This window comes from Nonomuraea jabiensis (genome assembly GCF_014204795.1).
Taxonomy (GTDB): Bacteria; Actinomycetota; Actinomycetes; order Streptosporangiales; family Streptosporangiaceae; genus Nonomuraea; species Nonomuraea jabiensis.
This window is the reverse complement of the sequence record NZ_JACHMB010000001.1, coordinates 7,482,591-7,498,339: the sequence shown is the minus strand read 5'-3', so window position 1 is coordinate 7,498,339 and position 15,749 is coordinate 7,482,591. Positions and strand designations below refer to the sequence as shown.

At 71.6% G+C, this 15,749-nt stretch carries 13 protein-coding genes; 9 read left to right on the top strand and 4 right to left on the bottom strand.

Annotated elements, in window-relative coordinates; translation table 11 throughout:
* Nucleotides 1–32 precede the first annotated feature (32 nt).
* Complete coding sequence (locus HD596_RS34285) at nt 33–1,919, top strand: serine/threonine-protein kinase (protein ID WP_185073423.1); 1,887 nt, start codon at nt 33–35, stop codon at nt 1,917–1,919.
* Nucleotides 1,920–1,937: 18 nt separating this feature from the next.
* Here HD596_RS34285 and HD596_RS34280 read toward each other — a convergent pair whose 3' ends face one another.
* On the bottom strand, nt 1,938–2,840 hold the full coding sequence (locus HD596_RS34280; RefSeq protein ID WP_185073421.1) for a D-isomer specific 2-hydroxyacid dehydrogenase family protein: 903 nt from the start codon (nt 2,838–2,840) through the stop codon (nt 1,938–1,940).
* 107 nt (nt 2,841–2,947) lie between these two features.
* Between HD596_RS34280 and HD596_RS34275 the strand changes: the two genes are divergently transcribed.
* The 3 genes from HD596_RS34275 (at nt 2,948) to HD596_RS34265 (ending at nt 6,642) form a co-directional block, all read left to right on the top strand.
* Nucleotides 2,948–4,261: an acyltransferase family protein gene (locus HD596_RS34275; protein ID WP_185073419.1), complete on the top strand. Its 1,314-nt coding sequence runs from the start codon at nt 2,948–2,950 to the stop codon at nt 4,259–4,261.
* 425 nt (nt 4,262–4,686) lie between these two features.
* Nucleotides 4,687–5,877, top strand: a complete 1,191-nt coding sequence (locus HD596_RS34270; protein WP_185073417.1) for a hypothetical protein — start codon at nt 4,687–4,689, stop codon at nt 5,875–5,877.
* A 117-nt stretch (nt 5,878–5,994) separates the two neighbouring features.
* A complete protein-coding gene (locus HD596_RS34265; RefSeq protein ID WP_185073415.1) occupies nt 5,995–6,642 on the top strand; it encodes a Uma2 family endonuclease in 648 nt (215 codons plus the stop codon).
* Between the two features lie 7 nt (nt 6,643–6,649).
* Here HD596_RS34265 and HD596_RS34260 read toward each other — a convergent pair whose 3' ends face one another.
* On the bottom strand, nt 6,650–7,273 hold the full coding sequence (locus tag HD596_RS34260) for an FMN-dependent NADH-azoreductase (RefSeq protein ID WP_185073413.1): 624 nt from the start codon (nt 7,271–7,273) through the stop codon (nt 6,650–6,652).
* A gap of 152 nt (nt 7,274–7,425) precedes the next feature.
* Between HD596_RS34260 and HD596_RS34255 the strand changes: the two genes are divergently transcribed.
* Both HD596_RS34255 and HD596_RS34250 read left to right on the top strand, forming a co-directional pair.
* Nucleotides 7,426–8,634, top strand: coding sequence for an FAD-dependent monooxygenase (locus tag HD596_RS34255; RefSeq protein WP_185073411.1), 1,209 nt, complete (start codon nt 7,426–7,428; stop codon nt 8,632–8,634).
* A 34-nt stretch (nt 8,635–8,668) separates the two neighbouring features.
* The gene (locus HD596_RS34250) at nt 8,669–9,385 is read left to right on the top strand and encodes a TetR/AcrR family transcriptional regulator (protein WP_185073409.1); all 717 of its coding nucleotides are present in this window, start codon (nt 8,669–8,671) and stop codon (nt 9,383–9,385) included.
* A gap of 193 nt (nt 9,386–9,578) precedes the next feature.
* Here HD596_RS34250 and HD596_RS34245 read toward each other — a convergent pair whose 3' ends face one another.
* Nucleotides 9,579–10,865 (bottom strand): ABC transporter ATP-binding protein, encoded by a 1,287-nt coding sequence (locus tag HD596_RS34245; protein ID WP_185073407.1) that lies wholly within the window; start codon nt 10,863–10,865, stop codon nt 9,579–9,581.
* A 229-nt stretch (nt 10,866–11,094) separates the two neighbouring features.
* On the opposite strand from HD596_RS34245, the gene HD596_RS34240 reads away from it, so the two are divergent.
* From HD596_RS34240 to HD596_RS34230, 3 genes are read left to right on the top strand one after another with little or no spacing between them, the layout of a single operon-like run.
* Complete coding sequence (locus HD596_RS34240; protein ID WP_185073406.1) at nt 11,095–12,555, top strand: glycoside hydrolase family 13 protein; 1,461 nt, start codon at nt 11,095–11,097, stop codon at nt 12,553–12,555.
* Nucleotides 12,556–12,560: 5 nt separating this feature from the next.
* On the top strand, nt 12,561–13,586 hold the full coding sequence (locus HD596_RS34235) for a LacI family DNA-binding transcriptional regulator (protein ID WP_185073404.1): 1,026 nt from the start codon (nt 12,561–12,563) through the stop codon (nt 13,584–13,586).
* Entirely contained in the window at nt 13,583–14,494 is a 912-nt protein-coding gene (locus HD596_RS34230) for a carbohydrate kinase family protein (protein WP_185073402.1), read from the top strand. The genes HD596_RS34235 and HD596_RS34230 overlap by 4 nt, the downstream gene beginning before the upstream one ends.
* Here HD596_RS34230 and HD596_RS34225 read toward each other — a convergent pair.
* Nucleotides 14,418–15,635 (bottom strand): MFS transporter, encoded by a 1,218-nt coding sequence (locus HD596_RS34225; protein ID WP_185073400.1) that lies wholly within the window; start codon nt 15,633–15,635, stop codon nt 14,418–14,420. The genes HD596_RS34230 and HD596_RS34225 overlap by 77 nt on opposite strands.
* Nucleotides 15,636–15,749 lie beyond the last annotated feature (114 nt).

Sequence of the window (15,749 nt, the reverse complement as noted above, 5' to 3'; positions counted from 1 at the left end):
GACGGGATGACGACGGCGAGAGGACGGCGACGTTGGGGCGCTCCGCAGGCACTCCGCTGGAGCCGGAAGATCCGCCGGCGATCGGCCCCTATGAGCTGGTCAGCCGTCTCGGCTCCGGTGGCATGGGCGTGGTCTACCTCGCCAAGGCGGCCGACGGGCAGCGGGTGGCTCTCAAGGCGATCCGGCGCGACTACACGGCCGACCCGGTCTACCGGGCGCGCTTCCACGAAGAGGTGTCCAACGCGCGCAAGGTGGCCTCGTTCTGCACGGCGCGCGTGCTCGACCACGGCGAGGACCGCGGCCGCCTCTACCTCGTCACCGAGTACATCGACGGCATCTCGCTCGAGGACCACCTGATCGAGCACGGCGCGCTGTCGCCGTCGGTGCTGCACTCCGCGGCCGTCGGCGTGGCCGCGGCGCTGACCGCGATCCACGCGGCCGGGCTGGTGCACCGCGACCTCAAGCCGGCCAACGTGATGCTGACGCTGGCCGGGCCCCGGGTGATCGACTTCGGGCTGGCGCGCTCGACGCACGTCAGCTCCCGGCACACGAACGCCGGCATGGTGATGGGCACCCCCGGATGGATCGCTCCCGAGCAGGTCTTCGAGGGGCGCACCAGCCCGGCGGGCGACGTGTTCGCCTGGGGGTCGCTGATCGCCTACGCGGGGCTGGGCGGGCATCCGTTCGGCGAGGGTGACGCGTACGTGATGGCGGCCCGGGCCCGCAGCGCGCCGCCCGACCTGCGGGGGCTGCCCGCGCCCCTCGACCGGCTGGTGGCCGCGGCCATCCACCCCGACCCGGCGCGCCGGCCTGCGGCCAGGCAGCTGCTGCTGGAGCTGGTGGGGGCGGCCGACGAGCCGGCGGCGCAGCTCGCCGCCACCAAGCACCTGACCAACTCGTGGAACCCGTCGGACTTCCCGATGATGCCGCGGCCGCCGCGCCCGATGCCGCCCGACCGTACGGGCCAGATGCCCGGCCCGGGTCGCCCGCCCCGCCGCCCCGAGAGCCGTGCCCCGCACGCCGAGCCCCGCGGCCCTCAGCCTCCACCTGCTGAACCCCGCGGCCCTCAGCCTCCGCCGCCCGCCGAACGCACCGGCCCCACGCCGGGGGCGGCGAGCCACGTGCCGCCCGCCGAACGTACGGGGCCCAAGCCCGGCATGATGCAGCCGCCGCCCGCCGAGCGGACCGGGCCCAAGCCGGGTCAGATGCCGCCGCCCGCCGAGCGGACCGGGCCCACGCCCGGCGCCGGTCGGGTGCCGCAGCAGCCGCCGGCTCCCCACCCCGAGCGGACCGGCCCCGTGCCGGGGACCGGGCTGGGGCCTCAGGGGCCGCGCGGGCCGCACCCGGATCTCACCGGGCCGGTCCCCCACCACCAGACCGGGCAGGGGCCGATCCCCCACCACTCCACCACCGGCCAGGGGCCCTTGCCGGGCTACCCGCCCGCCAAGCGCAAGCGGGGCGTGTTCGCGGGCTGCATGACCGCCTTGATCATCGTGTTCGCGCTGGTGGTGGTGCTGATCGGGGTGCTGGTATGGGTGCTGCGGCCCTCGACGACCGGCGAGGACGGGCCGGTGCAGGACGGCAAGCTGCGCTTCGCCGTCACCAGCACGAAGTGCCCCAAGCCCGCGAAGTCCGCGCAAACCCGCACGTGCCAGATCGGGGTACGGGTCAGCAACGTCGGCCAGGAGGCCAGGGTGCTCTACCCGGGCCAGCAGAAGCTGGTCGACGAGGACAAGGAGTTACACGGCGGCACCAAGCTGCTCGACAAGGACGGCAAGGAGATCACGCCGATCCGCATCGAGGCGGGCCAGTCGTTCGCCGGGGCGCTGGTGTTCGAGCTGCCGAAGGAGCTCGCCCCGGCCGCGCTCGAGGTGCACGACTCGGGGCTGAGCAACGGGGCCCGGCTCAACCTCGGCTGAGCCGTCTTTCGCGGTATCTCAGAAACCCTCGGAGGGGGAGACCACGCCCTCCAGCGGGGTGCCGTCGCCGAAGCGCCGCACGTTGGAGGTGACGCGTTCGGTCAGGCCGCGCCAGTAGGAGGAGGGCGGGTTGGCCGAGTGCGGCGTGATGAGCACGTTGTCCAGGCCCCACAGCGGATGCCCGTCGGGCAGCGGCTCCGGGTCCGTGACGTCCAGCGCCGCGCCCCCGATGCGGCCCGCGCGCAGCGCGTCCACCAGCTCGTCGGTCACGACGAGGCTGCCCCGGGCGACGTTCACCAGCCAGGCGTCCTCGCGCATGAGCTCGAACTCCCGCTTGCCGAACATCCCCCTCGTCTCCGGCGTGGCCGGCGCCAGGACGACCACGTAGTCGGCCTCCGGCAGCACCTCGCGGTAGCGGGCGCGCGGCAGCACGAGGTCCGCGCCGGGCGCCTCGCCGCTGTCGGTGACCGCCAGGACCCGGCAGCCGAACGGCTCCAGCATCCGCATCAGCACCCGTCCGATGCCCCCGTAACCGACGATCGCGACCGTCGAGCCCGCGAACTCCCTGGACGTCTTCGGCTCCCACGTCTCGACCCGGGCGGACCGGTACAGCCGGCGCGCGGCCGCCAGCATCAGGGCCACCGCGTGCTCGGCCACCGGCAGGCCGTAGGAGCCGGTGGCGGCGGTGAAGAGCGGGTGCTCGGAGATCAGCCCGGCGTCGGCGAACCGCTCGATGCCCGCGCTCGGCAGCTGCACCCAGCGGATGCCCTCGTGGAGCATCGGCCGCAGCTCGTCGGGGCCGCCGCCGAAGAAGACGATCGCCTCGGCCTCCTCCAGCGGCACGACCCGGCCGCCCGCCCGGCGCACCGCCTCGATGAGCACGGGCACCGGTTCGGGTCCGACATGGACGGCGACGGTCATGCTGGGGCCTCCTTCTCGCCACGGGATCACCAGCGTATCGGTGATGCCCGAGCACGACGTTCTCCGGTGCCAGCATCTCTTCAGCCTTCGCGGGTAGGTTGAGGCGAGTGTCCGCCGCCGCCGCCCAGCCCGTGACCGCTCCTGTCCCCGCCGCCGCCAGGCTCGCGTGGCTGGACGCGCTCCGGGGGATCGGCGCGCTGGCCGTGGTGGCCGAGCACCTGCTGCCGTGGTTCCTGCCCCAGCTCAGGCCGTACTGGTTCAGCCTCGGCATCTACGGCATCTTCGTGTTCTTCCTGGTCAGCGGCTACATCATCCCCACCTCCCTGGAACGCCACGGCGACGTGCGCAAGTTCTGGATCAGCAGGTTCTTCCGGCTCTATCCCCTCTACCTCGGCGTGATCGTTCTCGTGCTGGCCCTGTCCTGGTGGGTGCCGGTGCGGCCGGAGGTGCCCAGGGACGCCGGCGCGGTGGCGGCGCACGCGACCATGCTGCTCGACGTCGTGAACGTGGGCGGCGTGGCCGACACGATGTGGACGCTGTCGTACGAGATGGTCTTCTATCTCCTGGTCACCGCGCTGTTCCTGATCGGGGGGCACGGGCGGAGCGGGCTGCTGTCGGTGTCGTTCGCGGCGGGGGCCGTGGTGGTGGGGCTGACGGCGTCGGGGGCGGTGCTGGTGGGCGGGTGGCCCGCCTACGTCTCCGCCGCGGTGTTCGTGGCCGGGCTGGCCTGCGTCGTTTGGGGGCGCCTGCGCACGGCCGCGGCCTGCGTGCTGGGGCTGATGGCGCTGGCGCTGCTGCCGCTGAGCAGCCGGGTGCCGTGGCTGGCGGTGGCGGTGCTGGCGGTGATGTTCGCGGGGACGGCCATCCACCGGTGGGAGCGGGGCCGCGGGCGGTTGTGGCCGGTGGCGGTGGCCGCGGCGCTGGTGGGGGTCGCGCCGCTGTGGGCCGTTCAGGGCGGCTGGTGGTGGGTGCGGGCCGACGTGTGGCTGACGACGCTCGCGCTGGCCGCGGCCACGTTCGCGGTGGGGATGGCGCTGCGGGGGCGGCGGCTGCCCAGGGTGCTGACCTGGCTCGGGCTGATCAGTTACTCCCTCTACCTGGTGCATCACCCGCTGCTGAAGTATTTCGTGGCGATCACCGGTGACCTGCGGTGGGCGGAACCGGCGTACCAGCTCGCGATGGCGGCGCTGGCCCTGGCCGTGGTGCTGGCCGTCAGCGCGCTCTCCTACAGATACGTCGAACGGCCCATGCAGGCGCTGGGCCGCCGCCTGTCAGGCGGGCGCCCCCGCCGGCTCCAGGGCGAGGGCGATCGCGGGGTGGCCGGACAGGACGCGCGCCACGACGGGGTCCTCGGCCATGAGGAAGCCCAGGTGCCGCACCGCGTGCGCGACCACGTTGGGCAGGGCGACGCGCTCAGGTGACGGGGTCGCGGGCGCCTCGCCCCTGGCGATCTCCAGCTCGGGCAGCTCGACCGCGGGCAGCCACGGCGCCGGGTCCGGGCAGACCGCATAGGTCAGGACGACCCCGCTGTCGGGCTCGTATCGCCAGCTCGTGGAGTGCACGACGGTCCCGGGATCCCGGGCCTCGACCCCGCCGAGCCGGCGGGCCGCCTCGTCGGGGCTTTCCCCTCGCCCCGGCCGGGTGAGGGCGTGCCGGTAGGACCACCGATTGTCGGTGCCCACCCGTAGCATGAGCGTCTCAACCAGGATCACGTGTCTTCCCGTCACCGCCACCAACTTACTGCCAATCATATGCAAGTACGTCCCAAACGCATTGTCGCAACGCTCTTGAAAGCCGTGGCGGGCCCGGATGTAGTCGATGGCATGCGAGAGAGGGGCCGACAGTCATGCCGGGTTTGCTGGTGTTGATGGGGTCGGGCGAGACGAGCCCGACCATGGTCGAGATCCACCGCGCGGCGGCGCGTTCGCTGCGTGCCGGAGCGCGGGCCGTGCTGCTCGACACTCCTTACGCCTTCCAGGAAAACTCCGCCGACATCTCCGCCCGCGCCCGCCGCTACTTCGCGCGCAGCGTCGGCCTGGAGGTCGAGGTGGCGGCCGGGATCACGGGCGCCGACTGGGTCTTCTCGGGTCCCGGCAGCCCGACGTACGCGCTCGACCGGTGGGCCGACTCGGGCGTGGCCGGCGACCTGCGTGCCCGGATCCGCGCACGCGCGGGGGTGACGGTGCTGGCCTCGGCCGCCGCCTGCACGGCGGGCCTGGCCACCGTGCCGGTCTACGAGATCTACAAGGTGGGCGCGGATCCCCATTGGCGCGAGGGCGTCGACCTGCTGGAGCCGCTCGGGCTGCGGGCCGTGCTGATCCCCCATTTCGACAACGCCGAGGGCGGCACCCACGACACCCGCTACTGCTATCTGGGCGAGCGCCGGCTGTCCCGCATGGAACGCGAGCTGCCGCCCGGCACCGCCGTCCTGGGCCTCGACGAGCACACCGCCCTGGTGATCGACCTCGAGACCGAGTCGGTGCGGGTGGCGGGCCGGGGCGGCCTGACCGTCCGCCGGCCCGGCTCGGCGACGGTCCTGCCCACGGGCACCCACACCGACCTGGCCGAGCTGCGCCGCCTGGCCGAGGGCGGCCCCGGCACGGGCCCCGTCACCCCGCCACCCCCGGCGGCCCCCGCTCCCGCCGAGGTGACGCTGGAGGAGACGATCCACACGTGCGAGGAGCTGTTCAAGGCGGCGGTGGCCCGGCCGGACCTGGTGGCGGCGGCCCAGACGGTGCTCGACCTGGAGGCCGAGATCGTCAAGTGGGCGGCCGACACGGAGGAGGACGCCGGCGGGGTCGACCAGGCCAGAGAGCTGATGCGGCTGCTCATCGCCCGCCTCGGCGAGCTCGCCTCGACCGCCCACCTCCGCTCGCAGAGCCTGCCCGCCCTGGTGGAGCGCCTGCTGGTGCTCCGCTCGCGGCTGCGCGAGGAGGGCCGGTACGACGTGGCGGACGCGGTGCGGGGGGCGATGCAGGAGGGCGGCATCCTCGTGGAGGACACCCCTGACGGGCCCCGCTGGACCTGCGCCTCCTGAGATCTCCGGCGGACGCCTGACGGGATCGGTAAAGGGGCGGTAACGTGATCCCGTCACTCGACGTGCTCGCACGAATACACTTGGCTCTGTGTCGTCGTGCGTGCAAGACTCGAATCCATGGAAGGTGATGAGGCGATGACTGCTGCGCCGGATGAAGGCTGGCTGATTGCCCATCCGCCACCACGGCGTGTCAGGCTTTTCGCCTTGCCGCCGACCAGCGGCGACTACACCGTCGAGGACTGGCTCAAGCTGCCCGAAACCGGGGAGCGCATCGAGTTGATCGACGGGAGTTTCGTAGTGAGCCCCATGCCCGCCTATGCCCACGCGCTTGCGGCAAAACGTCTCGTCCGCATCCTGGATGACGCGCGCCCGCGGCACTACGAGGTGGTCGAGACAGGCAATCTCGAAGTCGGCGAGGATGGCCTCATTCCCGACATAGTGGTAGGGCATGCCGAAGCGATGGTAACTGGTGTCGCCATGCTCTCCGCCGCAGACACGGTATGCGTGGTCGAGGTCGTCAGCCCGGGTAAGGCGAGTCGGCGGCGCGACTACGAGGTCAAGCCTCCCAAATACGCCGCAGCGGGCATCCCCGTCTTCATCAGGGTCGAACTCCAGGGCGATGACGCGCCCCGTGTCGAGGTCTTCAACCTGAGTGGCCCGGGCTACGAACTCGTCGCGGCGGGGAAGGCGGGGAACGTCCTCTCATTTGATCAGCCTTTCCCCGTGTCCTTCGACCCGGCCGTGCTGGCGGGCCTGGATCGATGATCCGACACTAGAACGTCCTGGCGATCTGGCGGGCGCGTTCGTCGGCCTGCTTGCGTTCGGCCTCGTACGAGCCCGTCAGCGTGGGGTGGTGGCGGATCTCCTGGATGTCGGCGATGCCGGCCCAGCGGAGCCAGTCGTCGAAGTACGTCGACTGGAAGTCGGTGCCGAACTCCGGCCCCAGGCCGGGACCCCAGACGGCGCTGGTGTAGACGACGGCGGCACGCTTGCCGGTCAGCAGGGCGCGGTAGCCGGTCTCCGGGTGCACGTCGAAGACCATCGCCGGCTGGCTCACCACGTCGATGAACTGCTTCAGCTTGTACGGCACGCCCCCGTTCCACATCGGCACGCTGAAGAGGTATCGGTCGTAGGAGTCGAAGCGCTCGAACGTCCGCACGGCCGCGGCCCACGCCTGCGCCTGCTCCCCCTCGGGCGTGCCACCGCCGAACACGGTCATCTTCGCGCCCGCGGCGGCGGGGCCGAACTCGGGGAGCGTGCCGTCCCACAGGTCGAAGTGATCGACCGTCGCACCGGGCCGGGCGGCGCGGTACTCCTCGACGAACGTCCGCGCGATGCCCAGCGAGATTGACTCTTCCCCGCGGGGAGAGGCGGAGATGTGCAGCAGTCTGCTCATGATGTCCCATCCTTTCCGGACTGTGGTCCGATTACTGCAACGAAGATACGGACTGTGGTCCGGTTAGTCAAGCGCGCGAAGCACTGACCGATAGGACCAATCCGGTCAGTTTGTCGACTAGGGTCGTATCAACACGACAGAGAGGAGTCGGCATGAAGGACGTCGGGCACGGCCGCGCGCTGGTGGTGGGGCTCGGGATCGCGGGCATCGCCACCGCGCTGCGGCTCCGGCAGGTCGGCTGGGAGCCGGTGCTGGTGGAGCGGGCCCCGGCACGCCGCTCGGGCGGGTACTTCATCCTGCTGTTCGGCACCGGACTCGCCTCCGCGCAGCGGCTGGGCGTGCTGGAGGCGATCGGCGACCGCACCCCGCAGCCGCCCCCCTACGAGGTGAACCGGGCCGGGCGCCAGACCGCCGGCATGAGCCTGGCCAACCTGCCCGGCAAGCCACGGGTGGTGCTGCGCGGCGACGTCGAGCGGGCGCTGTTCGCCGCGCTGCCGGCGGATGTGGAGATCCGCTATTCCACCGTCCCCACCCGCATCACTCAGGACGACTCCGCGGCGGAGGTCACCCTGCGCGACACCGCCTCCGGCGCCACCGTCACCGAGCGCTTCGACCTGGTGGTGGGCGCCGACGGGATGCGCTCGACCGTGCGCGGGCTGGCCTTCGGCCCCGAGGAGTACCTGCGTCCGCTGAACTACATGATCGGCGCCACCGTCCTGGACCGGCCGATCGAGGGTATCGGCCAGGACCAGGGCCTGACGCTGGCCGAGCCGGGACGCTCAGCATGGATCTTCCCCTTCTCCGACCACCCGCCGGGCCTGCTGTTCTCCTATCGGAGCGACGACATCGACGCCGAGTTCGCCCGCCCGCCGATCGAGTCCATCCGCGCCGCGTTCGGACCGCAGCCCACCGGGCCGCTCCTGGAGAGGCTGCTCACGGCGTTCGAGCAGGCGCCGGACTTCCTGTTCGACTCGGTGAACCAGGTCAAGATGCCACGCTGGCACCAGGGCCGGGTGGTCCTGGTCGGCGACGCCGCCTGGTGCGTGACCTTGTACGCGGGCATGGGCGCGTCCAGCGGCATCGCCGGAGGCGAGCTGCTGGGCACCATGCTCCAGCGCCATCCCGGCGACCTGCCGGGCGCGCTGCGGGCCTGGGAGGCCCGGATGCGGCCCTTCATCCAGACCGAGCAGGACAGCGCGCTGATCATGCGCAGGATCTTCACGCCCCAAGACCGCAAGGAACAGATCATGCGCGGCGCGATGCTGCGCCTCATGCGCACGCCGGTCATCGGGCCGGCCATGGGCAAGATAATGAACGGTCCGGACATGAGGAACAAGACCTTCGACGTCGCCGCTGTGTGACCCGACTCCAGCACGAAAGAAGAGGACAGCCCACGTGAGCCAGCTGATCGAGCAACACTCGCGCAAAGCCGCCCGCATCCTGGACAGCGCGCGGGAGCTGGTGCTCGATCACGGCGTGCACAAGGTCACGGTCAGCGAGATCGCCCGCGCGGCGGGGGTCGGCAAGGGCACCGTCTACCTGTACTGGCCCGCCAAGGAGGACCTCATCCTCGGGCTGTTCGCCCGCGAACTGCTGGCCTTCCTGGACGAGGTCACCACCCGCGTCAGCGCCGACCCCGCCACCGTGCTGCCGCACCGCCTGGCCCCGCTGCTGGTCCGCACCGGGCTGAAGTTCCCGCTGGCCCGCCGGGTCCAGAGCGGCGACGCCGACCTGCTGCGGCTGCTCACCCAGCAGGCCGGCGACCGCGAGCTGTTCGCCCGCACCACGCCCAGCGCCCTGTGCGAGACGGGCATGCCGATCCATCACCGCCACGGGCTGATCCGCCAGGACCGTCCCCTGCCCGAGCTGACCTACGCCGTGCACGCCGTGCTCACCGGGTTCGGCGCCACCCTGTCCGACCCGGCCACCGCCGCCCTCGGCGTCGACCCCGACCAGGTCCTCGCCGACACCGTGGCCCGGCTGCTCGAACCCCCGGTCGCCCCCAGCGACGCGGCCATCGCCGCCGCCGCCGAGGAGTCCCTCGTCTTCCTGCGCCAGATCCAGCAGTCAATGCTGGACCTCATCGAACGCAGCCAGACCCTCCAGCGGTGAACAGCACGCCGGGCTCAGGGCGGGGCGCATGCCCTGGTCAACGGAATGCGCGGAGGATGCGTGCGCCGTGACGGCGGCCGGCCACGTGCGGGTCAGCGGGCGTCACCCTGGAGGCCACCAGCCCCGTGCGGCGGGTGGCGCCGCCCGTGCTCCGCCGTAAAAGAAAGAAAAAGCGGTCGGCGCGAAGAGAGAGTTACCGGCGCGGGGGGTCGATGCGGGCGCCGTCGAGGGTGAAGATCATGATGCGGGAGAGGTCGATCGCGACCTTGGCGGCGTCGCCCGTGCGCCAGACGGGGCGGTTGCCCAGGCGGACGATCAGGTCCGAGCGGCGGTGGATGCCGCTGTTCGGGTGCTGGCCGACCTGCTCCTGCTCCTGGTGCTCCTCGTCCCGCGGCGAGGAGAAGATGCGCCGTACCAGCCCCGACAGCTTCCCCGAGCCGTTCTTGTTCGCGTTGCTGCGCTGGCGCGGGTCCGGCGGCTCCGGCACCGGTACGGCGGGCACCCCGCACTCCAGGTACGCCAGCCACTCGTGCCCGTGGTACTCCAGCGCCCGCACCCGCCCGAAGAACGACGGCCCGTCGTACGACTCCTGCACCGGGGCCAGCCCGTCCGGGCGCATGCCCACCAGCACCTGCCCGCCGGTGTGCTGGGAGATCGCGTACGCCCTCGGATCGCTCCACGGCATCGTGAGCTGGTGCGGACCGAAGTCGAGCATGACGTACTGGTTCTGCGGCGTCCTGACAGTGGCCGCCAACAGGTTCAACTGCTGGGAGTTGAGGAACGCCGCCACGAACGCGGTGGCTGGATCGTTGTAAATCTGGGCGGGGGTGCCGACGTCCTGGAGCACTCCTCGGTTGAGGATGGCGATCCGGTCGGCGAGCGTCAGCGCCTCCACCTGGTCGTGCGTCACGTAGATCGTGGTGACGCCGAGCGACCTGACCAGCGCCGAGATCTCCATGCGCAGCTCGGTACGCATGCCCGCGTCCAGGTTCGACAGCGGCTCGTCCATGAGGAACAGCTTGGGCTGCCGGACGATGGCCCGCCCCATGGCCACGCGCTGCCGCTGGCCGCCGGAGAGCGTGCCGGGCCGGCGGTCCAGCGTCTCGTCGATGTGTAAGGCCTTCGACAGCTCGGTCACCCGGTCGCGCACCATCGCCGGGTCCGACTTGGCGATCTCCAGGGGGAAGGCGATGTTCCCGCGCACCGTCCGGTGCGGGTACAGCGCGCCGTTCTGGAACACCATGGCGACGTCACGGTCGCGCGGGGCCAGATGGTTGGCGATCTCGCCGTCCAGCCACAGGTCACCGTCGGTGATCTCCTCCAGACCCGCGATCATGCGGAGCAGCGTGGACTTGCCGCAGCCGGAGGGTCCGAGGAGGACGAGGAACTCGCCGTCCTCAGCCCGAAGGCTCAACCGGTCGACTGCGAGGTAGTCGCCCGGATACACCTTGGTCACTTTGTCGAGAACGACCGAGCTCATGGGCCTACACCTTGCGCGCGTGTCACCTGTGACGAGGCTGATTGAAGAGGTAGTACATCGCGCCTTAACGCTGGATGTCCACCCTTGACATAAAGAATCTCCTGCGCAGCCGTTTCGGTCGAGGGCTTTGTGGGTTCTTACACCGAAATTTCCGTATTGGAGGGGTATGTAAGGGCTTGCGTAAACTTGCGGCAAGGGATTTCATAGTCGGGACCGTCAGGGGGAGACTATGACCGCATGGTGGCGACACGCCGCGATTTACCAGGTGTACGTGCGTAGCTTCGCCGACGGCGACGGCGACGGCGTGGGCGACCTGATCGGCGTTCGCGATCGCCTGCCCTACCTGGCCGGGCTCGGCGTCGACGCCATCTGGCTGACGCCCTTCTACACCTCCCCCATGGCCGACTTCGGGTACGACGTCGCCGACTACCGGGACGTGGATCCGCTGTTCGGCTCGCTCGCGGACGCCAAGGCGCTCATCGACGAGGCGCACGCCCTCGGCCTGCGGGTGATCGTGGACATCGTCCCCAACCACACCTCCTCGGCCCACCCCTGGTTCCAGGAGGCGTTGCGCGGCAAGCACCGTGATCGCTACATCTTCCGCGACCGGCCGAACGACTGGGAGTCGATCTTCGGCGGCCCGGCGTGGACGCGGGTCGAGGACGGGCAGTGGTACCTCCACCTGTTCGACCCCGCGCAGCCGGACCTCAACTGGGACAACGAGGAGGTGCGCGGCGAGTTCGAGTCGATCCTGCGGTTCTGGCTCGACCTGGGCGTCGACGGCTTCCGCGTGGACGTGGCGCACGGCATGGTCAAGCCGCGCGACCTGCCCGACATCGGCCATCCGAACCAGACCAGGCTGATCGGCAAGGAGCCGGTGCCGTACTTCGACAACGACGGCGTGCACGACATCCACCGCGCGTGGCGGCGCGTGCTCGACTCCTATCCCGGCGAGCGCATCGGCGTGGCCGAGGCGTGGGCGCCGACGGCTGAGCGGCTGGCGATGTACGTCCGCCCGGACGAGCTGCACCAGGCGTTCAACTTCCACTACCTGTTCACCCCGTGGGACGCCGCCGAGCTCAGGGCGGTGATCGACTCCTCGCTCGCCACGGCCGGCTCCGTGGGCGCCCCGACCACCTGGGTGCTGTCGAACCACGACGTCAAGCGGCACGTCACCCGCTACGGCGGCCTGGCCAGGGCCCGCGCGGCCGCGCTGCTGACGCTCGCGCTGCCCGGCTCGGTCTACGTCTACCAGGGCGAGGAGCTGGGCCTGCCCGAGGTGCTCGACCTGCCGGAGGAGGTGTGCCAGGACCCGCAGCGGCTGCGCGACCCCGACAGCGGCCGGGACGGCTGCCGCGTCCCGCTGCCGTGGACGCGCGAGTCCGGCTGGCGGGAGCCGTGGCTGCCGATCCCGTCCGAGTGGGCCGAGCTGAGCGTGGAGGCGCAGGAAGGGGTGCCCGGCTCGACCCTGGAGCTGTACCGGCAGGCGCTGGAGCTGAGGCGCTCGCTGAGCGGGGACCTCGTCTGGCACGAGTCGCCCGGGGGCACGCTCGTGTTCTCCAGAGGCCCGTTCGTCTGTGCCGTCAACCTCACCGCGACGCCGGTGGACTTCGGGATCGACGGTGAGCTCCTGATCGCGTCGGATGTCCCTGGAGCAGGGGATTCGGCGGCCTGGTGGAAAGTAAAGTGAGTGGCATGAACGGTCACGCTCGCCTCGCCGACATCGCCGCCCAGGCCGGGGTGAGTGAGGCCACGGTCAGCAGGGTGCTCAACGGCAAACCCGGTGTCTCGGCCGCCACCCGCCAGGCGGTGATGACCGCGCTCGACCTCATGGGCTACGAGCGCCCGCCCCGGCTGCGCCAGCGCAGCAACGGGCTGGTCGGCCTGGTGACGCCGGAGCTGGACAACCCGATCTTCCCCGCGTTCGCGCAGGCCATCGAGAAGGCGCTGACCCAGCACGGCTACACGCCGGTCCTGTGCACCCAGCTGCCCGGCGGCGCGCCGGAGGACGAGTTCACCGAGCTGCTGGTCGATCGCGGAGTGAGCGGCATCGTGTTCATCTCCGGGCTGCACGCCGACAGCACCGCCCGCATGGACCGCTACACCCGCCTGACCGACCGCGGGCTGCCGATCGTGCTGGTCGACGGCTACAGCGAGCACATCAACGCGCCCTTCATCTCGCCCGACGACCGCATGGCCGCCCGGCTGTCCGTGCAGCACCTGGTCGACCTCGGCCACGAGCGGATCGGGATCGCGCTGGGGCCGCGCAGGTTCGTGCCGGTGATCAGGAAGATCGAGGGCTACAAGCAGGCCATGGCGCAGCTGCTCGGCGCGACCGACGTCGACGAGCTGATCGCCCACTCGCTGTTCTCCGTCGAGGGCGGGCAGGCGGCCGCCGCGCAGCTGCTGGCCCGCGGCTGCACCGGCATCGTGTGCGCGAGCGACCTGATGGCGCTGGGCGCGATCCGCGCCTGCCGGGAGCGGGGGCTGTCGGTGCCGGGAGAGGTGTCCGTGGTGGGCTTCGACGACTCGCCGCTGATCGCGTTCACCGACCCGCCGCTGACCACCGTACGCAAGCCGATCGGCGCGATGGCCTCGGCGGCCGTGCAGACGCTGCTCGAAGAGGTGAACGGCGCCCCCGCCAAGCACGTCGAGCTGATCTTCCAGCCGGAGCTCGTCGTCCGCGGCTCCACCGGCTCAGGCCCGCTGGTCAACCGGTGACCCGCGACATTTTGATCCTGGGTGGTGCGGGGATCGATACGACGGTGTACGTGCCGGAGCTGCCGCTGCCGTACCAGGACACCTACCACGTGCCCCCGGTCGTCGACCGGATCGGCAACACGGGCGCGGGCGTGGCACTGGGCTGCCACGCGCTCGGGCTCGCCGTCGCCTTCGCCGACCTGATCGGCGACGATCCGCAGGGCGCCCTGGTCCGCCAGGCGCTGCGCGAGGTCGACTGCTCCTTCGGGCCCGCGGCGGCGGGCACCCGGCGCAGCGTCCTGCTCGTGGGCCCGGACGGCCGCCGCACCTCGCTCCACGACCCGAAGGTCACGCCGGACGAGCGCCTGCCGCGCGAGCTGTACGCGAACACGCGCGCCAGGCACGTCCACCTGTCGATCATGGACTTCTGCCGCCACGTCTACCCCGACCTCGACGGCACGCCGATCTCCACCGACCTGCACGACTGGGACGGCGCCAACGACTACCACAAGGACTTCGCCTACCGGTCCGACCTGGTGTTCCTGTCGGCCACCGCGCTGGCCGACCCGGCCGCCACGATGCGCGACATCCTCGGGCGCGGCCGCGCCCACACCGTCGTCTGCACGCGCGGGGCCGACGGCTGCCTCGTCCTGACGCGCGACTCCGGCGTGCGCGCCTTCCCGGCCGCGCCGCTGCCCGGGCCGGTGGCCGACAGCAACGGCGCGGGCGACGCGTTCGTCTCCGGCTTCCTGTACGGCACCTTGCGCGGCCGGTCGCTGGAGGAGTGCGTACGGCTGGGCGCGACAGCCGGGGCGCACGCGTGCACGGTCGCCGGCACGCACGAGTCCCCGATCACGGAGTCGGCGCTGCTGGAGACGACCGATCCAGCTCCCGCCAGGCCCGGCAGACGAACGGCGGGATGGACGTGATCAGGTAGAGGCCGGCGAACGCGTAGAGCGTGGTCCGCAGGCCGGTCAGCTCGGTGAGCGAGCCGGCCAGCAGCCCGCCGGCCGGCATGGCCGCGTACGCGGCGGCCGTCATGGTGCCGAGCGCCCGCGCTCTCATGGGGGCGGGGATGCGGCCGAACTGCAGGATGCCGAGGATCGGGTTGATCGCGCCGGCCGCGAACCCGGACAGCGCGGCCGTGGCGAGCGCCACGGGGAACGGCACGCCGAGCGCCAGGACCAGTACGCGGGGGACGCCGGCGATGAGGAAGCACACTCCGTAGGTCAGCCTCATGGGTAATCGTTCGCCGGCGGCCCCGTACACGATCGTCCCCGCCACGGCGCCCGCCCCGAGCGCGCCGGTGAGCAGGCCGAACGCGCGGGGGTCGCCTGCCACGTCGCGGGCGTACAGGACCAGCAGCACCTGCGTCACGCCCGTGTCGAGCATGTTGACGACCACGATCATGCTGGTGGCGCTCATCTGCAGGCGGTCGCGCCAGAGGAAGGCCAGGCCGTCTCGCAGGTCGCGCAGGTAGCCGCCAGGTTCGCGGCCGGCGTTCTCGATGCGCGGGACCCCGGCGGCGATGAGCGCCGCCGACAGGAGGAAGGTGACGCCGTCGACGATGAGGAGCGTGCTCGGTCCCGCCCAGAGGATCAGGACGCCGGCGAGCGGGGCGCCCACCATGGTCGCGCCGCGGCTGGCGCCGTCGTACGCCGCCGTCGCGTGCTCGATGCGGACGCCGCCGAGGGCCGACAGGTCGGGCAGCATGGCCTTGCGCGCCGTCTCCCCCGGCGTGGCGGCCAGCCACCGTACGAACAGCAGGAACAGCAGGAGCGGATAGGACAGCCCGGTCGTCAGGAGCAGCGCCGGAACGGCGAGGACGACGACCCCGCTCACCAGGTCGGACACCACGCTCGCCCCGCGGAACCCCAGCCAGTCCACCAGCGTGGCGCCGAACGCGGCGGAGATGACGATGGGGAAGGTGGTGGCGAAGGCGGCCAGCCCCGTGAGCCCGGCGCTTCCCGTGGTCTCCAGGACGAACCAGGGGACGGCGAGCATGGAGAGCACGTTTCCGGTGACGGACAGAGCGTTGGCGGACAGCAAGGTGATGAATGGACGCCTCACGCGTAATGCCCCCGGCATCGTCTCCCGTTCAGCGTTCCTCACGCTCGGCGCGCGGTCAAGGGAGGGTTCCGGACCGCACCCCGGGGCATCAGCTCGACCGGTGGCTGGACAGGC